The 16160-nt window shown below is 29.6% G+C and carries 12 protein-coding genes; 6 read left to right on the top strand and 6 right to left on the bottom strand.

Annotation, left to right across the window (positions count from 1 at the left end; all coding sequences use genetic code 11):
• Positions 1–90 precede the first annotated feature (90 nt).
• The 3 genes from tig to clpX all read left to right on the top strand — a co-directional run bounded on the left by tig (position 91) and on the right by clpX (position 3482).
• The gene (gene tig / locus ACVC08_RS01205; RefSeq protein WP_452599754.1) at positions 91–1419 is read left to right on the top strand and encodes a trigger factor; all 1329 of its coding nucleotides are present in this window, start codon (positions 91–93) and stop codon (positions 1417–1419) included.
• A 94-nt stretch (positions 1420–1513) separates the two neighbouring features.
• Complete coding sequence (clpP, locus tag ACVC08_RS01200; protein WP_452599753.1) at positions 1514–2188, top strand: ATP-dependent Clp endopeptidase proteolytic subunit ClpP; 675 nt, start codon at positions 1514–1516, stop codon at positions 2186–2188.
• Between the two features lie 61 nt (positions 2189–2249).
• Positions 2250–3482 carry an ATP-dependent Clp protease ATP-binding subunit ClpX gene (gene clpX, locus ACVC08_RS01195; protein WP_452599752.1) on the top strand — a complete coding sequence of 411 codons (1233 nt, stop codon included), beginning with the start codon at positions 2250–2252 and terminating at the stop codon, positions 3480–3482.
• A 494-nt stretch (positions 3483–3976) separates the two neighbouring features.
• On the opposite strand, the gene ACVC08_RS01190 is transcribed toward clpX, so the two are convergent.
• Positions 3977–5584 carry an OmpA family protein gene (locus tag ACVC08_RS01190; protein WP_452600671.1) on the bottom strand — a complete coding sequence of 536 codons (1608 nt, stop codon included), beginning with the start codon at positions 5582–5584 and terminating at the stop codon, positions 3977–3979.
• A 318-nt stretch (positions 5585–5902) separates the two neighbouring features.
• Positions 5903–7417 (bottom strand): GH3 auxin-responsive promoter family protein, encoded by a 1515-nt coding sequence (locus ACVC08_RS01185; RefSeq protein WP_452600670.1) that lies wholly within the window; start codon positions 7415–7417, stop codon positions 5903–5905.
• Positions 7418–7459: 42 nt separating this feature from the next.
• Here ACVC08_RS01185 and ACVC08_RS01180 point away from each other — a divergent pair, with 42 nt between their 5' ends.
• Positions 7460–8254, top strand: coding sequence for a DUF2797 domain-containing protein (locus tag ACVC08_RS01180; RefSeq protein ID WP_452600669.1), 795 nt, complete (start codon positions 7460–7462; stop codon positions 8252–8254).
• A gap of 162 nt (positions 8255–8416) precedes the next feature.
• Here the strand turns inward: ACVC08_RS01180 and rpsU are convergent, their stop codons facing one another.
• From rpsU to ACVC08_RS01160, 4 genes are all read right to left on the bottom strand, one after another.
• Positions 8417–8611 carry a 30S ribosomal protein S21 gene (gene rpsU / locus ACVC08_RS01175; RefSeq protein ID WP_452599748.1) on the bottom strand — a complete coding sequence of 65 codons (195 nt, stop codon included), beginning with the start codon at positions 8609–8611 and terminating at the stop codon, positions 8417–8419.
• Positions 8612–8702: 91 nt separating this feature from the next.
• A complete protein-coding gene (locus ACVC08_RS01170) occupies positions 8703–9326 on the bottom strand; it encodes a LysE family transporter (RefSeq protein ID WP_452599747.1) in 624 nt (207 codons plus the stop codon).
• Positions 9327–9426: 100 nt separating this feature from the next.
• Complete coding sequence (locus ACVC08_RS01165; protein ID WP_452599746.1) at positions 9427–12105, bottom strand: AsmA family protein; 2679 nt, start codon at positions 12103–12105, stop codon at positions 9427–9429.
• A gap of 98 nt (positions 12106–12203) precedes the next feature.
• On the bottom strand, positions 12204–12911 hold the full coding sequence (locus ACVC08_RS01160) for a queuosine precursor transporter (RefSeq protein WP_452600668.1): 708 nt from the start codon (positions 12909–12911) through the stop codon (positions 12204–12206).
• Positions 12912–12986: 75 nt separating this feature from the next.
• Between ACVC08_RS01160 and folK the strand changes: the two genes are divergently transcribed.
• Together folK and ACVC08_RS01150 are read left to right on the top strand one after the other, a co-directional pair.
• Positions 12987–14111 (top strand): 2-amino-4-hydroxy-6-hydroxymethyldihydropteridine diphosphokinase, encoded by a 1125-nt coding sequence (gene folK / locus ACVC08_RS01155; protein WP_452600667.1) that lies wholly within the window; start codon positions 12987–12989, stop codon positions 14109–14111.
• Between the two features lie 94 nt (positions 14112–14205).
• Positions 14206–16113, top strand: a complete 1908-nt coding sequence (locus tag ACVC08_RS01150; protein WP_452600666.1) for a hypothetical protein — start codon at positions 14206–14208, stop codon at positions 16111–16113.
• Positions 16114–16160 lie beyond the last annotated feature (47 nt).

Raw genomic sequence — 16160 nt, 5'->3', positions numbered from 1 at the left:
TATTCAAGTAATTAAAATCTTTGATAACGTCTAAAAAAGTAGTACTTTTGCACTCCATTTTTAGGTATTAAAAATAATATATTATTCAAGATGAATATTACAAGAGAAAATATTGATGCATTAAACGCTGTAGTAAAAGTTGATATTGCTAAAGACGATTATAGCGATAAAGTAGAAAAAATCTTAACAGATTATAGAAAAACAGCAAACATTCCAGGTTTTAGAAAAGGTCATGTGCCAATGGGAATGGTAAAAAAACAATACGGTAAAGCAGTATTGGTAGATGAAGTAAATAAATTACTTCAAGATGCTTTAAATAAATATTTAACAGAAGAAAAGTTAGATGTTTTAGGGCAGCCACTACCTAAGCCACAAGATGACATTAACTGGGATGGAGATGATTTTTCTTTTGAGTTTGAGTTAGGTTTAGCACCAGAATTTACTGTAGATTTAAAATCTAAAAAAGCAATAACGCACTACAACATCGTTGCAGACGATAAAATGATTGATGAGCAAGTAGAGCGTATTCAAAAACAATACGGGAAATTAATATCTCAAGATACAGTAGCAAAAGATAGTGAAATAACAGGTACTTTTACTAACGAAGAAGAAGGAATAGAAAACACTGTAACATTAACTTTAGATAAATTTAAAGGTAAAGCAACAGAAAAGCAATTTGTAGGGGCTAAAGTAGGAGATACTATCGCTTTAAAAACTAAAGGGCTTTACACAGATGAGCACGAATTACAACATGCTTTAAAATTAGAGCACGATAAAGTACACGGTTTAGATATAGAAGTAACATTTGAAATTACTGAAATAAATGAGCGTGAATTAGCAGATTTAGATCAAGAATTATTTGATAAGTTATTTGGTAAAGATGTTGTGAAATCTGTTACAGAATTAAAAGATAAGATTAAAGAAGATGCTGAAAAACAGTTTGTTCAACAATCAGATCAAAAATTATTGAATGATGTAACAGAGTATTTAGTAGAAAATACTAAATTCGATTTACCAGCAACATTTCTTCAAAAATGGATGCAAACAGCAGGAGAGAAAGAAATTGACGAAGCACAAGCTAAAGAAGAATACGAAAAATCTGAAAAAAGCTTACGTTATCAATTAATAGAAGGTAAGTTGATGGAAGCTAATGATATAAAATTAGATTTCGAAGACGTTAAAGAAAGTGCGAAAGGAATGATTAAAATGCAGATGGCACAATTTGGTCAAACAAACCCTTCAGAAAAAGAGTTAGAAGATATCGCAGCGCGTGTATTATCTAATCAAGATGAGGTAAAACGTATATCTGAGCAAGTAGTAAGCCAGAAATTATTAAACCTTTACAAAGAAAAGGCTAATATTAAAACAAAAGAATTAACGTACGAAAAATTTGTTAAAGAAGTTTATGGCGATAAATAAGCCACGTTCTTTTACAGAATAATCATTATCTTTAAGCGTTGAATTCTATATAGAATTCAACGCTTTTAGTTTAAATATAAAACAAAATTAAAATATGGATTACGGAAAAGAATTCGAAAAGTTTGCAATAAAAGATCAAGGGATTAACAGCATGTATTACAATAAAATTATTAGTAGTATGTACCCTACAAACTTGACACCTAATATAATAGAAGAACGTCAAATGAATATTGCGATTTTTGATGTATTCTCTCGTTTAATGATGGATCGTATCATTTTTATGGGAACAGGAATAAACGATCAAGTTGCAAATATTATTCAAGCACAATTATTATTTTTAGAAAGTGTAGACGCTTCTAAGGATATTCAAATATATATTAACTCACCAGGAGGAAGCGTTTATGCAGGATTAGGTATCTACGATACAATGCAGTTTATAAAACCAGATGTTGCTACAATTTGTACAGGAATGGCAGCCTCTATGGGAGCTGTGTTATTATGTGCTGGAGCAGCTGGTAAGCGTAGTGGTTTAACACATTCTCGTGTTATGATTCACCAACCATTAGGAGGAGCACAAGGACAGGCTAGTGATATAGAAATTACAGCACGTGAGATTTTAATATTAAAAGAAGAGCTTTATAAAATTATAAGTAAGCATTCTGGACAGGATTATGACAAAGTTTATAAAGATAGTGATCGTGATTACTGGATGAAAGCAGATAAAGCTAAAGAATATGGTATGATTGACGAGATATTAACTCGTGATTAAAAAACAAATATTATTATTGTTTTTAAAAATAATAATAATCACAGATTAAGATAATTAAAGAATGGCAAAGGAAGAATTAGAATGCTCGTTTTGTGGTAGAAAAAAACCTGAAACCAGCTTGTTAATAGCTGGGTTAGATGCACACATTTGCGATCGTTGTATAGAACAAGCTCATGGTATTGTTTTAGAAGAATCTAAGCAAAGTGATAACAGTGAGCTGTCTGCAGAGCTTATATTACGAAAGCCACAGCAAATAAAAGGGTTTTTAGACGAGTATATAATTGGGCAGGAGTTTACAAAAAAAGTAATGTCTGTAGCTGTATACAATCACTATAAACGATTATTACAGCCACCAAGTAACGATGATATAGAGATTCAAAAATCTAACATCATTATGGTAGGGCAAACAGGAACAGGTAAAACTTTAATGGCTAAAACAGTAGCCAGAATGTTAAACGTGCCTTTAGCTATAGTTGATGCTACCGTATTAACCGAAGCTGGATATGTAGGAGAAGATGTAGAAAGTATTTTAACTCGTTTATTACAAGCTGCAGATTATAACTTAGAAAAAGCAGAAAAAGGTATTGTATTTATAGATGAGATAGATAAAATTGCGCGTAAAAGTGATAACCCTTCGATTACAAGAGATGTATCTGGAGAAGGTGTGCAACAAGCGTTATTAAAGCTTTTAGAAGGCACTGTGGTTAATGTTCCGCCAAAAGGTGGACGTAAGCATCCAGATCAAAAATTTATTGAAGTCAATACAGAAAATATTTTATTTATAGCAGGAGGTGCTTTTGATGGTATTGAGCGTGTTATCTCTAAACGATTAAACATGCAAGCTGTAGGGTATAGCGCATCAATATCTGAAGATGTGGTAGACCAAGACAATTTGTTGCAGTACATTACACCTAAAGACTTAAAAGATTTTGGATTAATACCAGAAATAATAGGTAGGCTCCCTGTGTTAACGCACATGAACCCATTGGATGGAGACACATTGCGTGCTATTTTAACAGAGCCCAAAAATGCCATTATAAAACAGTATAAAAAACTGTTTAAAATGGATGAGATTGAGCTTAATATTACAGAAGGAGCTTTAGAGTTTATAGTAGGCAAAGCAATAGAGTATAAACTTGGTGCTCGTGGTCTGCGATCTCTTTGTGAAGAAATATTAACAGATGCCATGTTTGAGCTTCCAGGAAGCGATACTAAGAAGTTGAGTATAACAAAAGCTTATGCAGAAGAAAAATTATCTAAATCCACAATAAAGAAACTTAAAGCAGTTTCGTAAATAAGATTTAAATAGTATTAAATATAAAGCCATTTCTATATAATATAGAAATGGCTTTTTTTAGTTATAAAAATAGTTAGGCGAAGTCGATTAAAACATAATTGTGGTTAATTAGAGGAAGAAGAGAAGCTTCCTGATTAATACATTAAATGGAATACCCATTTAATTAATATATCATGCAAGATAGGTAGGTGGAGGAACTCTATAAATTAAGATTATAGTAGAAGCGAAGCTATGTGCTTTCTCTTAATCTCAAGGAAAAAATAAAAGGAATAGAGGCAGAGGCAAACCGCAATTTATAAAGAAGGTTTTACTTTTCGGTACGTAAATAATTGATTTAAGGCTTTCTTAATAATACGGCCATATAAATAGCTTCACGTACTTAATTTAAAAACTTAGTAGAACTGTAATAATCAAAAAACCACTTTCAATTATAGAATTAAAAGTGGTTTTTTTCAAGAATGATTAATAGCTATACTATCCTAAATAATTTTTTAGTCTAGGATAATAAATTCAATCCTTCTGTTTGCTTGATATTCTTCCTCAGTACAATTAGATTTACAATCTACTAAAGGTTGTGTCTCTCCATAACCATTAGAGATTAAACGATCTGCATTAATTCCTTTTTCAATTAAATATTTCATTGCAGAAGCAGCACGTTTTTTAGATAAGTTTAAGTTGTAACTATTGTTACCTCTATTATCTGTATGTGCATTAATTTCAATTTTCATTTCAGGGTTCTCATTAAGAACCGTTAATATTTTGTTTAAAGAAATCTGAGATTCTTGCTTAATACTCCATTTTGCATAGTCAAAGTAAATGTTTTCTATAGAAATCATTAATTTATCTTCAACTTCTACAATTTCTGCTTTAGTAGAATTTAACTCTAAATTCTTTTTATAAGTAGTGTCATCTCCTTTATTAGATGTAAATGCTATTGAAGCATCGTCAAAACCATCTTTAGTAGTCTTAATTGTATAGTTCTCAAATGGAGTAACATCAAAACTATAAGTAGCATCATCACCAGTAGTTTGTCTAGCAATTTCTTCTCCTTCTTCATCAAGTAACATAACTACTGTATTTGGTAAAGGTATTTGAGTGTCTAAATCTAAAACTCTTCCTTTTATGTTTTGAGTTGCTATATCGAAAGAGAACTTGTATATATCATAACTCCCTTTACCAGATGCTTTGTTAGAGCTTATATAACCTTTATTGTTTGAAGCCATAAAATAGGCAACTTCGTCATATTTTGTATTTACAGTATTTCCTAAGTTTAAAGGAGCTCTATATCCTTTTTTAGTAATCTTACTTTTAAACACATCAAACCCACCGATATTTCTGTGTCCTTTAGAAGAGAAATATAAGTACTCTCCATCTAAAGATAAAGATGGATATTTGTCATCGTACTTAGTGTTAATAGTATTCCCTAAATTTCTTGGCGTGTCTAACGTCCCGTCTGCTTTAATTGTTGCTACATATAAGTCGTAACCACCTAAACCTCCAGGCATGTTAGAAGAAAAATATAATTCCTTACCAGTTTTACTTACATACGGATTTTCAAAAGAGTAACCTTCTACATCAATATCTAACATTTCTTGGTTAATCCAATTACCATGAGATCCTTCTTCTAAAGTAACTTTATATAATTTATATATCATAGAATTATCTTCTGTAGCTCTAGTAAAGTACATTGTCTTCTCATCTGGTGAGAAAGATACTTGTCCTTCACTCCCTCTTGTATTAATAATTCTAGAAAATAATAATGGTAATTTTAAAGAACCATTCTTTTTTACGTCTAAACAAAATAAGTTTTTGTAGCCTTCATTAGTGTTTTTATCTACTTTAGCTAAACCACCTAATTTTTTAGATGATACCATTATAAATTTGTTCATAAAGAAACCAGAACCAAATTCAGAAAATTTAGTATTAATACCAGCATCAAAAGTTGTGAACTCAAATCCATTAGTATTAATAATATCTTTAGAATTTGAAACATTTAATCCATTAACTAAATTATCAGTTAATAAGTCTTCTGAAGAATCTTGAGCAGAAGCAAAACTTACTGAGAATAAGAAAGCGAAAATTAAAATGTAGTTTTTCATTAGTAATAGAATTTTATTTACGCGTCGAAATTACTACAAGACTGTAAGTTATCTGCAATTTATTAGACTAAAAGCATGAATATTCGTTTTGTTAAAAAATGAAGATTGCCGTTTGTCGATAGATGTGTTTAAGGCTTTTTTTATTAAATTTTTTTCAACAAAATGCCTTTTTTGTTAAAAAATATCTTTATTAAATCTATTTTTTATAAGAATTTTTCATTGGTGTTTTTGTTAAAAAACACATAACGATAGAAGTTGCATTTTGTCGGTGATTTTAGTTGTAGATGACTATTCGTTCATCGACGAACGGTAAATAAGCTACAGATTCAGTTTTAAAAGCTCATCAATATATTGTCTTGAATTAGATAATCTTGGTACTTTGTGTTGACCACCTAGTTTGTTATTCTGTTTTAACCAATCGTAAAAAAGTTGTTCTCTTGCGATATTAATTTGTGGTTTATTAAGAGTAATGTTATTGTAACGTTTGGCTTCGTAATCAGAATTTAATGATTTTAAAGCATTATCAAATAACTCATTAAAATAGTTAATATCTTTAGGAGGTGTTTTAAACTCTATAAGCCATTCATGCCCCCCTTTTTCTTTACCTTCCATAAATATTGGGGCAGCAGTGTAGTCTACTATTTCCGATTTAGTTTTTTTGCAAACTTTTTTTAAAGCATCTTCTGCATTCTCTATTATAAGTTCTTCACCAAATACATTTATATGGTGTTTTGTTCGGCCAGAAACTTTAATTCTATATGGATTAATAGAGGTAAAACGAACCGTGTCTCCAATTTTATACCTCCAAAGGCCAGCATTAGTTGTTATTAAAACAGCGTAGTTTTTGCCTTGTTCTACTTCACTTAAACGAATCACTTTTTCATGTGGAGTACCATGGGTTTCCATAGGAATAAATTCGTAAAAAATTCCATAATCTAACATTAATAATAATTCGCTAGAGTTATTTCTGTCTTGTATTGCAAAAAAACCTTCTGAAGCATTATAGATTTCATAATATTTAAAAGATTTATTTGGTAAAATGTTTTTGTATTGTTGTCTATATGGTGTAAAACTAACACCTCCATGAAAATAGACCTCTAAGTTTGGCCAAATATCAAAAATATTATTTTTACCCGTAGACTCTAAAACGTTGTTTAATAAAACCAACATCCAAGAGGGTACTCCTGCCAAACTAGTTACATTTTCGTTAATAGTTTCATCAACTATAGCTTGCATTTTTGTTTCCCATTCACTCATTAAAGAGACTTTACTACTTGGGGTGCTGCTAAACTCTGCCCAAAAAGGCATATTATCAATTAAAATAGCGCTTAAATCCCCAAAGACAGTTCCGTTTTCTTTATAAAGTTCTTTGCTTCCACCTAACCTTAGTCCCTTACCTGTAAACAATTGAGAGCCCTCATTATTATTAAGGTACATACACAGTAAGTCTTTACTGGCTGCATAATGGCAATCTTCAAGAGATTCTGGGCTAACAGGAATAAATTTACTTTTAGCACTAGTTGTACCACTAGATTTTGCAAACCATTTAATTGGGCTTGGCCAAAAAATATTTTGCTCGCCTTGTCTAGCGCGTTCTATAATATCTTGGTATTTTTCATAGTTTTTTACAGGAACACGTTCGGCAAAAGTGCTATAGCTTTTTATAGATGCAAAATCGTATTCTTTGCCAATTTGCGTGTCTTTAGCTTTATCTAATAAAGAGAAAAGAAGTTCTTCTTGCACTTCATTAGGATACTTTAAAAATAATTCTATTTGATGAAAACGTTTTTTTAAAAACCAGGAAGCAATAGAGTTTACTAAAGGAATTGGCATATTTTATAGTATCTTTGAGCAATAAAAATAAGACTTTTTTTTATGACTTACCAAGGTGTTTTAAGAAAAATGGAAACGGAGTTTGCCAAGCCTATACAATATTACTTAGTGTTTGAAAATGATTTCCTAAACATGAATCAATTGATAAATAAGTCACTACGCTTTCAGTTTATCAAACATCAATGCTTAAATTGTAGCTTAAATAGACCTATATATAGACAAGGTTTTTGTAAAAGTTGTTTTTTTGAAGTGCCACAAGCGGCAGACTGGATCATGCGTCCCGAATTAAGTACGGCTCATTTAGATAAAGAGGATAGAGATTTAGAATACGAAAAGCGAGCACAACTACAACCTCATATTGTGTATTTAGCAAATTCTAGTAATGTTAAAGTGGGCGTTACCAGAAAAACGCAAGTACCTACACGATGGATAGATCAAGGAGCTCATGAAGCTATAGAAATAGTAGAAGTGCCAAATAGGTATTTGGCAGGAATAACAGAAGTTGCTTTAAAAGATCATGTTGCCGATAAAACGAATTGGCGAAAAATGCTAAAAAATGATGGAGAAGATGAAAGCTTACCAGAATGGAGAGAGCGATTAAAAGAATATATTCCGGCAGAAGCTAAACCATATTATATTGAAAATAATGAGGAAACACATTTGCAGTTTCCCGTAGAGCAATATCCACTAAAACCTAAAAGCTTAAACTTAAAGAAGACTCCAACTTACGAAGGCGTGTTAAAAGGTATTAAAGGGCAGTATCTTATTTTTGAAGATGATACCGTTTTTAATATTAGAGGAAACGAAGGTTATGTTGTTTCTATTAGTGTTACATAATACATAAACCTGTAATGAAGAAAAAGAGTCGTACACTATAAAGTGCTACGACTCTTTTTGTCTATAGTAATTTTATATTTGAAATGCTACAAACCAAAAAAACCTTACATTATTTAATGTAAGGTTATATATAAAAGAAAACACTAAAATTAGATATACTAATTATACGTTTTCTGCGTCTCTTAAACTTTGAATGTAAGAAGCTTTTTGTATCTGACGTCTGTTTTTTACAGAAGGCTTAGTGAAAAACTGGTTTTCTCTTAAGTTTTGCATCACTTTAACGTTTCTGTGTTTTCTTTTGTAACGTTTAAGTGCGCGTTCTATATTTTCTCCGTCTTTAATTTCAATTCTTAACATATGTATAAATTATGTGTGTTCTTAAATTTCAGGTTGCAAAAATACATATAACTTTTAATTTACACAATAGCTATTGTTTTTTTTATGTAAATTATATTAAATAAAGTTTTACTGCATTAATTATGGCTATAAATATAAGTAAAACACCTGTTACTTTATTTAAAACCAAAGAGATATTCTGTACTTTGCTTTTTATGATTAAGCTAAATTTACTGTATAAATATAAGGTAAGCAATTTACCAAAGTATACTCCTGTAAAAAATAAAAATAAAATTGCTAAAGATGATTCTAATGATAGCATGTATAGGCTTTCGTTAATAAAACCAATAGCAACTAACCAATAGACTAATACAGGCGGGTTTAAAATACCAGATAAAAAACCTGTTAAATATTTAGAACTGGTAATGCTTTGTTTATTTTTTGCTTTCTCTTTTTGTTTTTTAAAGAACAAAAAACCACCAACAAAAAGTAATATAAATATTATCATTAATTGAATCCATTGGTTTCGTTCTATAAAGTGTTTTACAAAGGTATTACAATGTAAAGCGTAAAAAGACAATACTACTTCGGCTACTCCAGCAGCAACGGCTATTTTAAAGGCTTGTTTAGCATTCTGTTTTAATGTTGTGTTTATTACAATAATATTAGAAGCACCAAGAGGAATCGCTCCAATAAATGCTGCCAAAATACCTATTATAAAATATATTAAAATCATAAGGCTTTAGTTGTATGAGTAACTAAAGCCTTACAATAGAAATCTTTTTATTTTTAAGAAAAAGAATAATTTAATCTAGTAGAATAAATAAAAAATGAGATTAATTTTGTTTGTCCTTTTTCTTCTTTTTACCAAAAATGCCAAAAACGTCTTTAACAATATTACTTTTTGTATTACTAGAGTCTGTGGTAGTAGAATCGTTTTTAGTTTTGTTTCCTTTAATGATATTTCCAAAAACCTCTTTTATAGAGTTGTTTGTTGTTTTTGTAGAGTCATTACCTTTATTCCCTCCTAATGCATCTCCTAGTATATCTGTAATTTTATCTTTACCATTATTTATTAACTTCTGTTTTTCTATTTCTATAAGTTGTTTTGTTAAATTGCTAACCCCACTAGTAAGGTCTGTAGACACTTTGGGTTTTGTAAAACTACCAACAATATTTGCTTTTACAGGAATAGATACCTTATTAACTTCTGGGTTGTTAATTTTACCTATTAAACGATTTACATCACTTCCTAGATATTTTGCAGGAACGTCTAATACAAGATTGTAATCCATAGATTGATCAAAACCATGAGAACCGCCTACGGTAATACCTATATCTTTATAATTAAAGTTAAAAGGAGAAATATCAACTTTTCCGTTATTAAATTTTAAGTGTGTTTGTATGTCTTTTATATCTAACTTATCGAAATCTATAAAATTAATAGCGCCTTTTAAAGCATTAAATACTTCTGCATTTTTGGGTTCTATTTTTGTAGTTAATAACTCTGCTAAAGCACCTCCAGAAATTGTATTTAAAGCAGGCGTAAAATCGTCTCCTAAATCTCCAGAAAGAGATATGCTACTGTTTAATTTACCTTGCAAGGCTTTGGCTATAGGGGCTAAACTTTTAAATAGATCTAAATCGTTAAAAGATTTAGAGATGTCAAAGTTAGAGATGCCTAAATCCATATTAAACTTAGGTGTTTTTGTTTTAGTATCTACCAAGCCACTCATAGACAGGTTTCCATCAAAAATACTAGAAGTTACATTTTGCAAATTAGCTTGTTCATCTTTAATAATTAATGTGCCTTTTACATCTTTTAGCGTTAAATTATCATACAATACGGTTTTTGCATCTGCATTAATAGTACAATCTAAAAATGCAGGTATTTTTAACGCATCACCAGGTTCTGTACTTTGATTTACTGGCTGATCTGAGCCGCCTTCAACCATGAAATCACTTACCTTAAAGGTGTTAGATAGCACATTAAAGTTTCCTTTAAGTTTCTTGTCGCTTAATAAAAAACCTAATAAGTTGTTAATTGTTCCATTAGCATTTAAATCTGTAGTTCCAGAGGTGGCGTCGAATCTTTCTAAATTTATAGTTTTTGGCTTAAAATTAATATCTGCTTTAGAGATGTTAATAGGGTTTACAATATCTTTAGAAGAAAATTTAAAATCACTAATACTTACATTACCATTGTTTTTAATACGGTCATAAGCATTTGTTTCTAAAGCTTTCATATCAAAAGCAGTATTTAAATTCCCCTTTAATATACCACTTAATTCGTTTTCTAATTCTATAGGATAAGCTTTTGTAATGTTTTCTAAGTTTAAAATACCATCTATATGGGCATCAATAGCAATGTTTTTTGTAAGATTCTTTAGTGTCGCAGACGACTTAAAAACATCTTGGTCTATTTTAAAATTTAAAGCTTTTAAATCAACATAAGTATCATCGGTTTTACCTGTTGTATTTTTTATGGCTGCATTGATGTTAATGTTTTCAACACGCTTGGGTAAATCAGGATATTTAAAAGCGGCATTTTTTGAAGTAATGTTAATATCTAAAGTAGGGATAGTTTCGTCTGTAACAAGACCTTTAATTGTTCCATTAACATTAAAATTTCCTGTGGTTTCTATGTTGCTAATGTTTTTAGTATATGCAGCAGGTAATAACGCGAAAAAGTCATTAAAGGAACTGTTTGTGTTTTCAAAAGTAATATCAACATCTTGTCCGTTATCTAATTGCTGTACGTAACCCTTAAAGAATAAAGGTAAATTATTAAATACAGCTTTATTGTCTTTAAAAGTATATTTATTATTTTCTAAATCTAGGCCAATAATTGCCTCTAAATTTATTTTGTTATTACTTAAATATTCTGTGCTATCCATTTTAAAACTAATGTTAGCATTAGTTTTAGTGTTTAATTCTGAAACGGTTTCAGAGAACGTACCATTACCATTGTGGTTTAATTCGGTAATTGAAATATGCGTTTTAGCAAGCTCGTCTATATAGTTTAAAACACTATTTTTTATATTATAATCTTTAATATCTAAAGTAAAACCACCAGATTTCGATTCTGTTTTGGAAGTCGCTTTATCATCTTTTTTAGCAATGTCATAATTAACATCTCCAAACTTATTTGTTTTTAAAGTAACCAATGCTTCATTTACAGCTATTGCATTAACAATTACAGGGCCTTCACTTGCGGTTTTAAATAACTCAGAAACAGACATGTCAAAAGACAAAGATTTAACAGTGGCTAAAGTTTCATCTTCAAAAGGTTTAAAGTTGGTTATTTTTAATTCATCAACAGTTACGTTGGCTTGCGGGAAGCTACTTAAAAAACTTAAGTTAACATCTGCAAATTCTACTTTAGCATTAACACTGTTGTTTATAAAATTACGCACCATATCTTTTATTTGAGATTGAAAAATAAAAGGCGCTGTAATTAGCAGGATAATAATAACGAGTAAAGATATTCCAGTAATTTTTAATATTTTTTTCATTTAAATATGGTATGTAGGCTTATGTTAGGTAATTTAATCTACGATTACATTAATTATTTACGTATCAATAATGTAAATAGTTTTTTTATTGAGCAAATTTACAATAAGTCTATTTCATCGTTTGTTGCATTTACGTTAAATCTTAACTTAAATAGAAAAACGCCTAGATATATAAATGGGGTATCGAATAAGGCTACAAATACTTTAAATAAAAAACCACTTATTAAAAGGCCCTTAAAGTTGCTCCAGTTTATAATACCGAAAGTAGAGAGTAAAATTAAAATAGTAAAGGTGTCTACAAATTGAGAAAACCAAGTTGAGAGGTTATTTCGTAACCATAAATGTTTGCCTTTAGTAGCTTTTTTTATACGATGATATATATGAATATCTATAAATTGTGCAAACAAATAAGTAAGCATACTAGCAAAAACAGCAATAGAAGAATTGCCAAAAACAGTAGAAAACATATCGTCATTAACATAAGACCATGATGTTGCAGGAACTGCTTGGGCTGCGAAAATAATTAATAAAGAAAAAACAGAAGCAAACACACCAGCTATAACGACATCGTTAGCACGCTTTTTACCATATATTTCACTAATTAAATCTGTAATTAAAAACGTAATAGGGTAAGGTAAAATGCCAACAGAGATTTCAAAAAGCTTAGCTCCAAAAATTTCAATGTCTAGAGGATACCAATAAAAGAACTTTTGAAAAATAAGATTAGAAACAACTAAAGACGTTATGAAAAGCGCTCCTAAAAAAAGGTAAATACGTTGTGCAGCAAGTTTATCTTTTATGTTCATTGAAAATGGTTAATAAATACTTGTAGTAAATATAAAAGAATACATTTACTTTTCATTATTTTGCCGCACTTATAGATGCAGTTTAATAAAGTATACATATCGTTAGGAAGCAATAAAGGAGACAAGTTTAAAAATTTGCAACTCGCTATAGATGCTATTTACACTTCTGTTGGAGCAATAAAAACAATTTCTAAAGTATATAAGTCTCCAGCTTATGGTTTTGAGAGTGATGATTTTTATAATGCTTGTATTGGTATAGAAACACATTTAGAAGCAGAAGATGTATTACAAGAATTATTAATTGTTGAGAAAAAATTAGGGCGTATACGTACACAAACTGCAGGCTACGAAGCGCGTACTATAGATTTAGATATTTTGTTTTATGAAGAAAAAACGGTTAATACAAAATCATTACAAGTACCGCACCCAGAGCTCCATAAACGCAAATTTGTATTAGAGCCATTAAAAGACATTGCTGCTAAATTTAAACATGAAAAATATAATACAACAGTGTTAGAGTTATTGGGGAGATGTGAGGACGAAAGTGTTTTAGAACCTATTAACATATGGCTAAAAAATCCAAGTAAAACGCATGATTTTTCTAAGTATAACTATATCGCTATAGAAGGGAACATAGGTGCAGGGAAAACAAGTTTAGTAACTAAAATATCTAACGATTATAATGCAAAGCTTATTTTAGAACGCTTTGCGGATAATCCATTTCTACCAAAATTTTATGAAGACAAACAGCGTTATGCTTTTACTTTAGAAATGTCTTTTTTAGCAGATCGTTACCAACAGTTAAGTGACGATTTAGCACAATTAGATTTGTTTAAAGATTTTATAGTAAGCGATTACGATGTGTTTAAATCATTAATTTTTTCGAAAATAACACTGCAGGAAGATGAGTTTAAACTATACAGGAAGTTGTTCTATCTTATGTATAAAGAGATAGCTAAGCCAGAACTTTATATATATCTTTATCAAAATACCCAAAGACTCCAAGAAAATATTAAAAAACGTGGTCGCGACTATGAGCAAAATATTGAAAGCGAATATTTAGAAAAAATTAATTCAGGGTATTTAGAATTTTTAAAAAATCAAACCGAACTCAATATCAAAATTATAGATATTTCTAATAAAGATTTTGTGAATAACCGTGCTGACTATCTTTGGGTTTTAGATCAGATTTGTGAGTGATTTTATTGTTGATTGTAATATTTTTGTTAAAAACAGTTGAGTACCTGTGTTTTTGGCGGGATAATTGATGTTTCCTTGAAAATTCATCAATCAAATGAAAACACATTTTACTCTAATTATTACCTTATTTTTTATTACCATCAATTATGCTCAAAACACACCTGTAAAACCTATTCTAGAAACGTTTCAAAAAGAAAAACTAATTTTCGAAAAAGTTTTTGTACACACTAATAAAACTAAATATCTAATAAATGATGTTATTTGGTTTAAAGCTTATGTTGCTACCGACAATAATAAACCCTCTAACAAAACAACGCTGCTATATGTAAGTCTATTTTCAGAATTAGGCAAACTAGTAAGTACTCAAAACGTAGTTATTAAAAATGGAGTAGGAAATGGACAATTAGAACTATTTGGAGATATCAAAGGAGGCAATTATTATATTCAAGCCAATACGAATTACATGAAAAACTTTGGAGAAGAAAATAAGTATCTTCAAAAAATAGAAATAGTTGATGAAATAATAGAAAATACAGTAGCTATAGCAAATTATGATGTTCAGGTATTTCCACAAGGAGGATATTTACTTGAGGGTGTAGAGAATACTTTGGGATTAAAAGCTTTACTAAATGGAAGAAGCGTTAATTATACAGGTAGAATTTTAGATTCAGAAAAAAAGAAAGTCGCACAATTTTCAAATGAACATTTAGGAATGTGCAAGGTGGATTTTTATTATTTACCTTCAGAGAACTATACAGCAGAATTTAAAACAAACGATACAATAATTAATGTTAAAATACCTAAAGCAAAATCTAAAGGGGTTGTTTTAAATACTACAAAATCTACAGAGACAACTTTAAACTTAGAATTAAAAACCAATTTAAAATCTGTAAAAGAAGCTAAAAAAAACTATACACTTTTGTTTCATCAAAACAGTAAGTTGGTAGATTATGTAGGAGTAAATATTGTAGATACATCTGCTATTAAATTTAGCGTACCTAAAGCAGGTTTTATTAGTGGAGTAAATACAGTTACGGTTTTTGAAGAAAGTACCCCTATTCTTGAACGAAAATTCTTTGTTTATAAAAAAACAGAAAAACAAGAAGTCATTTTAAGTAAGTTAACGGCACAAAATGATTCTATAATTTATAAATTAAAATTAAAAGACGCTAAAGTAAATAGTAATATGAGCTTGTCTGTGCTACGTGAGAGTAGCAATTATTTGCAAACTGCTACTATTGAAAGTGCATTTTTACTAACACCTTATGTAAAGGGTTATGTAGAAAATCCAGCTTATTATTTTAATGAGGACAATAAAAATAGATTACAACATATAGATATATTATTGCTTACTCAAGGTTGGGAGGCATACACAACAGATACTTATATAAAAAAAATAAGGCCTAAAAATAAATATAATTTTGAACAAGGATTTAGTTTAAAAGGCAGTGTAACACCTTTAAAATCTAATGTATTAGCATTATTATCAAAAAATAATCAAATAGTAACTGAAACTTTTTTAAATGGTAAGCACGATTTTAAATTTAAAAATTTACTTGTGTTTAAAGGAGATTCAATTAAGCTTTCGTTTTTAAAGGGAACTGGAGTTAACTTTTTTGAAAAGCCAAGAAATATATCTTTTGATACAGTTATGGTTAATAAAGAGAAATTAGCATACTATTTTCAAAAACGGTATTCAAAATTTGAAAAAGTGTATACAGAAGAACAAAAAGTGGGGAATTTAAATATAAAAGGTATAAATAAGCTTGATGAGGTTGAGATAAAAGGAAAGCGGAAAGTTGTAAAAGGAGTTTTAGATAAAGCATTTATAGATAAATATAGAAAACAAGTTTTTGACTTAGGAGCCTTTAAAGAGTTAGATATTCCAGAAAAATACATTAAAAACAATTTAACTGGACTTGCAACAAAAAACTGGACAAAAAGAAGAGAGATTATGCTGCTAATTTTTGATTGTTCATTTCTGTTTCAAATTCTTCAATAGATTTTAAGCCTAAAGCCGTGTGTAATCTTTTTCTATTATACCAAGTT

It is taken from the genome of Pontimicrobium sp. MEBiC06410 (assembly GCF_053601615.1).
This window is presented reverse-complemented; position numbering and strand designations above follow the sequence as displayed.

Bases quoted from the DNA above. Each gene is read 5' to 3' on its own strand.
- rpsU (WP_452599748.1), bottom strand. From the start codon at position 8,611: ATGTTAAGAATTGAAATTAAAGACGGAGAAAATATAGAACGCGCACTT.
- ACVC08_RS01150 (WP_452600666.1), top strand. From the start codon at position 14,206: ATGAAAACACATTTTACTCTAATTATTACCTTATTTTTTATTACCATC.
- folK (WP_452600667.1), top strand. From the start codon at position 12,987: ATGCAGTTTAATAAAGTATACATATCGTTAGGAAGCAATAAAGGAGAC.
- ACVC08_RS01165 (WP_452599746.1), bottom strand. From the start codon at position 12,105: ATGAAAAAAATATTAAAAATTACTGGAATATCTTTACTCGTTATTATT.
- ACVC08_RS01190 (WP_452600671.1), bottom strand. From the start codon at position 5,584: ATGAAAAACTACATTTTAATTTTCGCTTTCTTATTCTCAGTAAGTTTT.
- ACVC08_RS01160 (WP_452600668.1), bottom strand. From the start codon at position 12,911: ATGAACATAAAAGATAAACTTGCTGCACAACGTATTTACCTTTTTTTA.
- ACVC08_RS01185 (WP_452600670.1), bottom strand. From the start codon at position 7,417: ATGCCAATTCCTTTAGTAAACTCTATTGCTTCCTGGTTTTTAAAAAAA.
- clpX (WP_452599752.1), top strand. From the start codon at position 2,250: ATGGCAAAGGAAGAATTAGAATGCTCGTTTTGTGGTAGAAAAAAACCT.
- ACVC08_RS01170 (WP_452599747.1), bottom strand. From the start codon at position 9,326: ATGATTTTAATATATTTTATAATAGGTATTTTGGCAGCATTTATTGGA.
- tig (WP_452599754.1), top strand. From the start codon at position 91: ATGAATATTACAAGAGAAAATATTGATGCATTAAACGCTGTAGTAAAA.
- ACVC08_RS01180 (WP_452600669.1), top strand. From the start codon at position 7,460: ATGACTTACCAAGGTGTTTTAAGAAAAATGGAAACGGAGTTTGCCAAG.
- clpP (WP_452599753.1), top strand. From the start codon at position 1,514: ATGGATTACGGAAAAGAATTCGAAAAGTTTGCAATAAAAGATCAAGGG.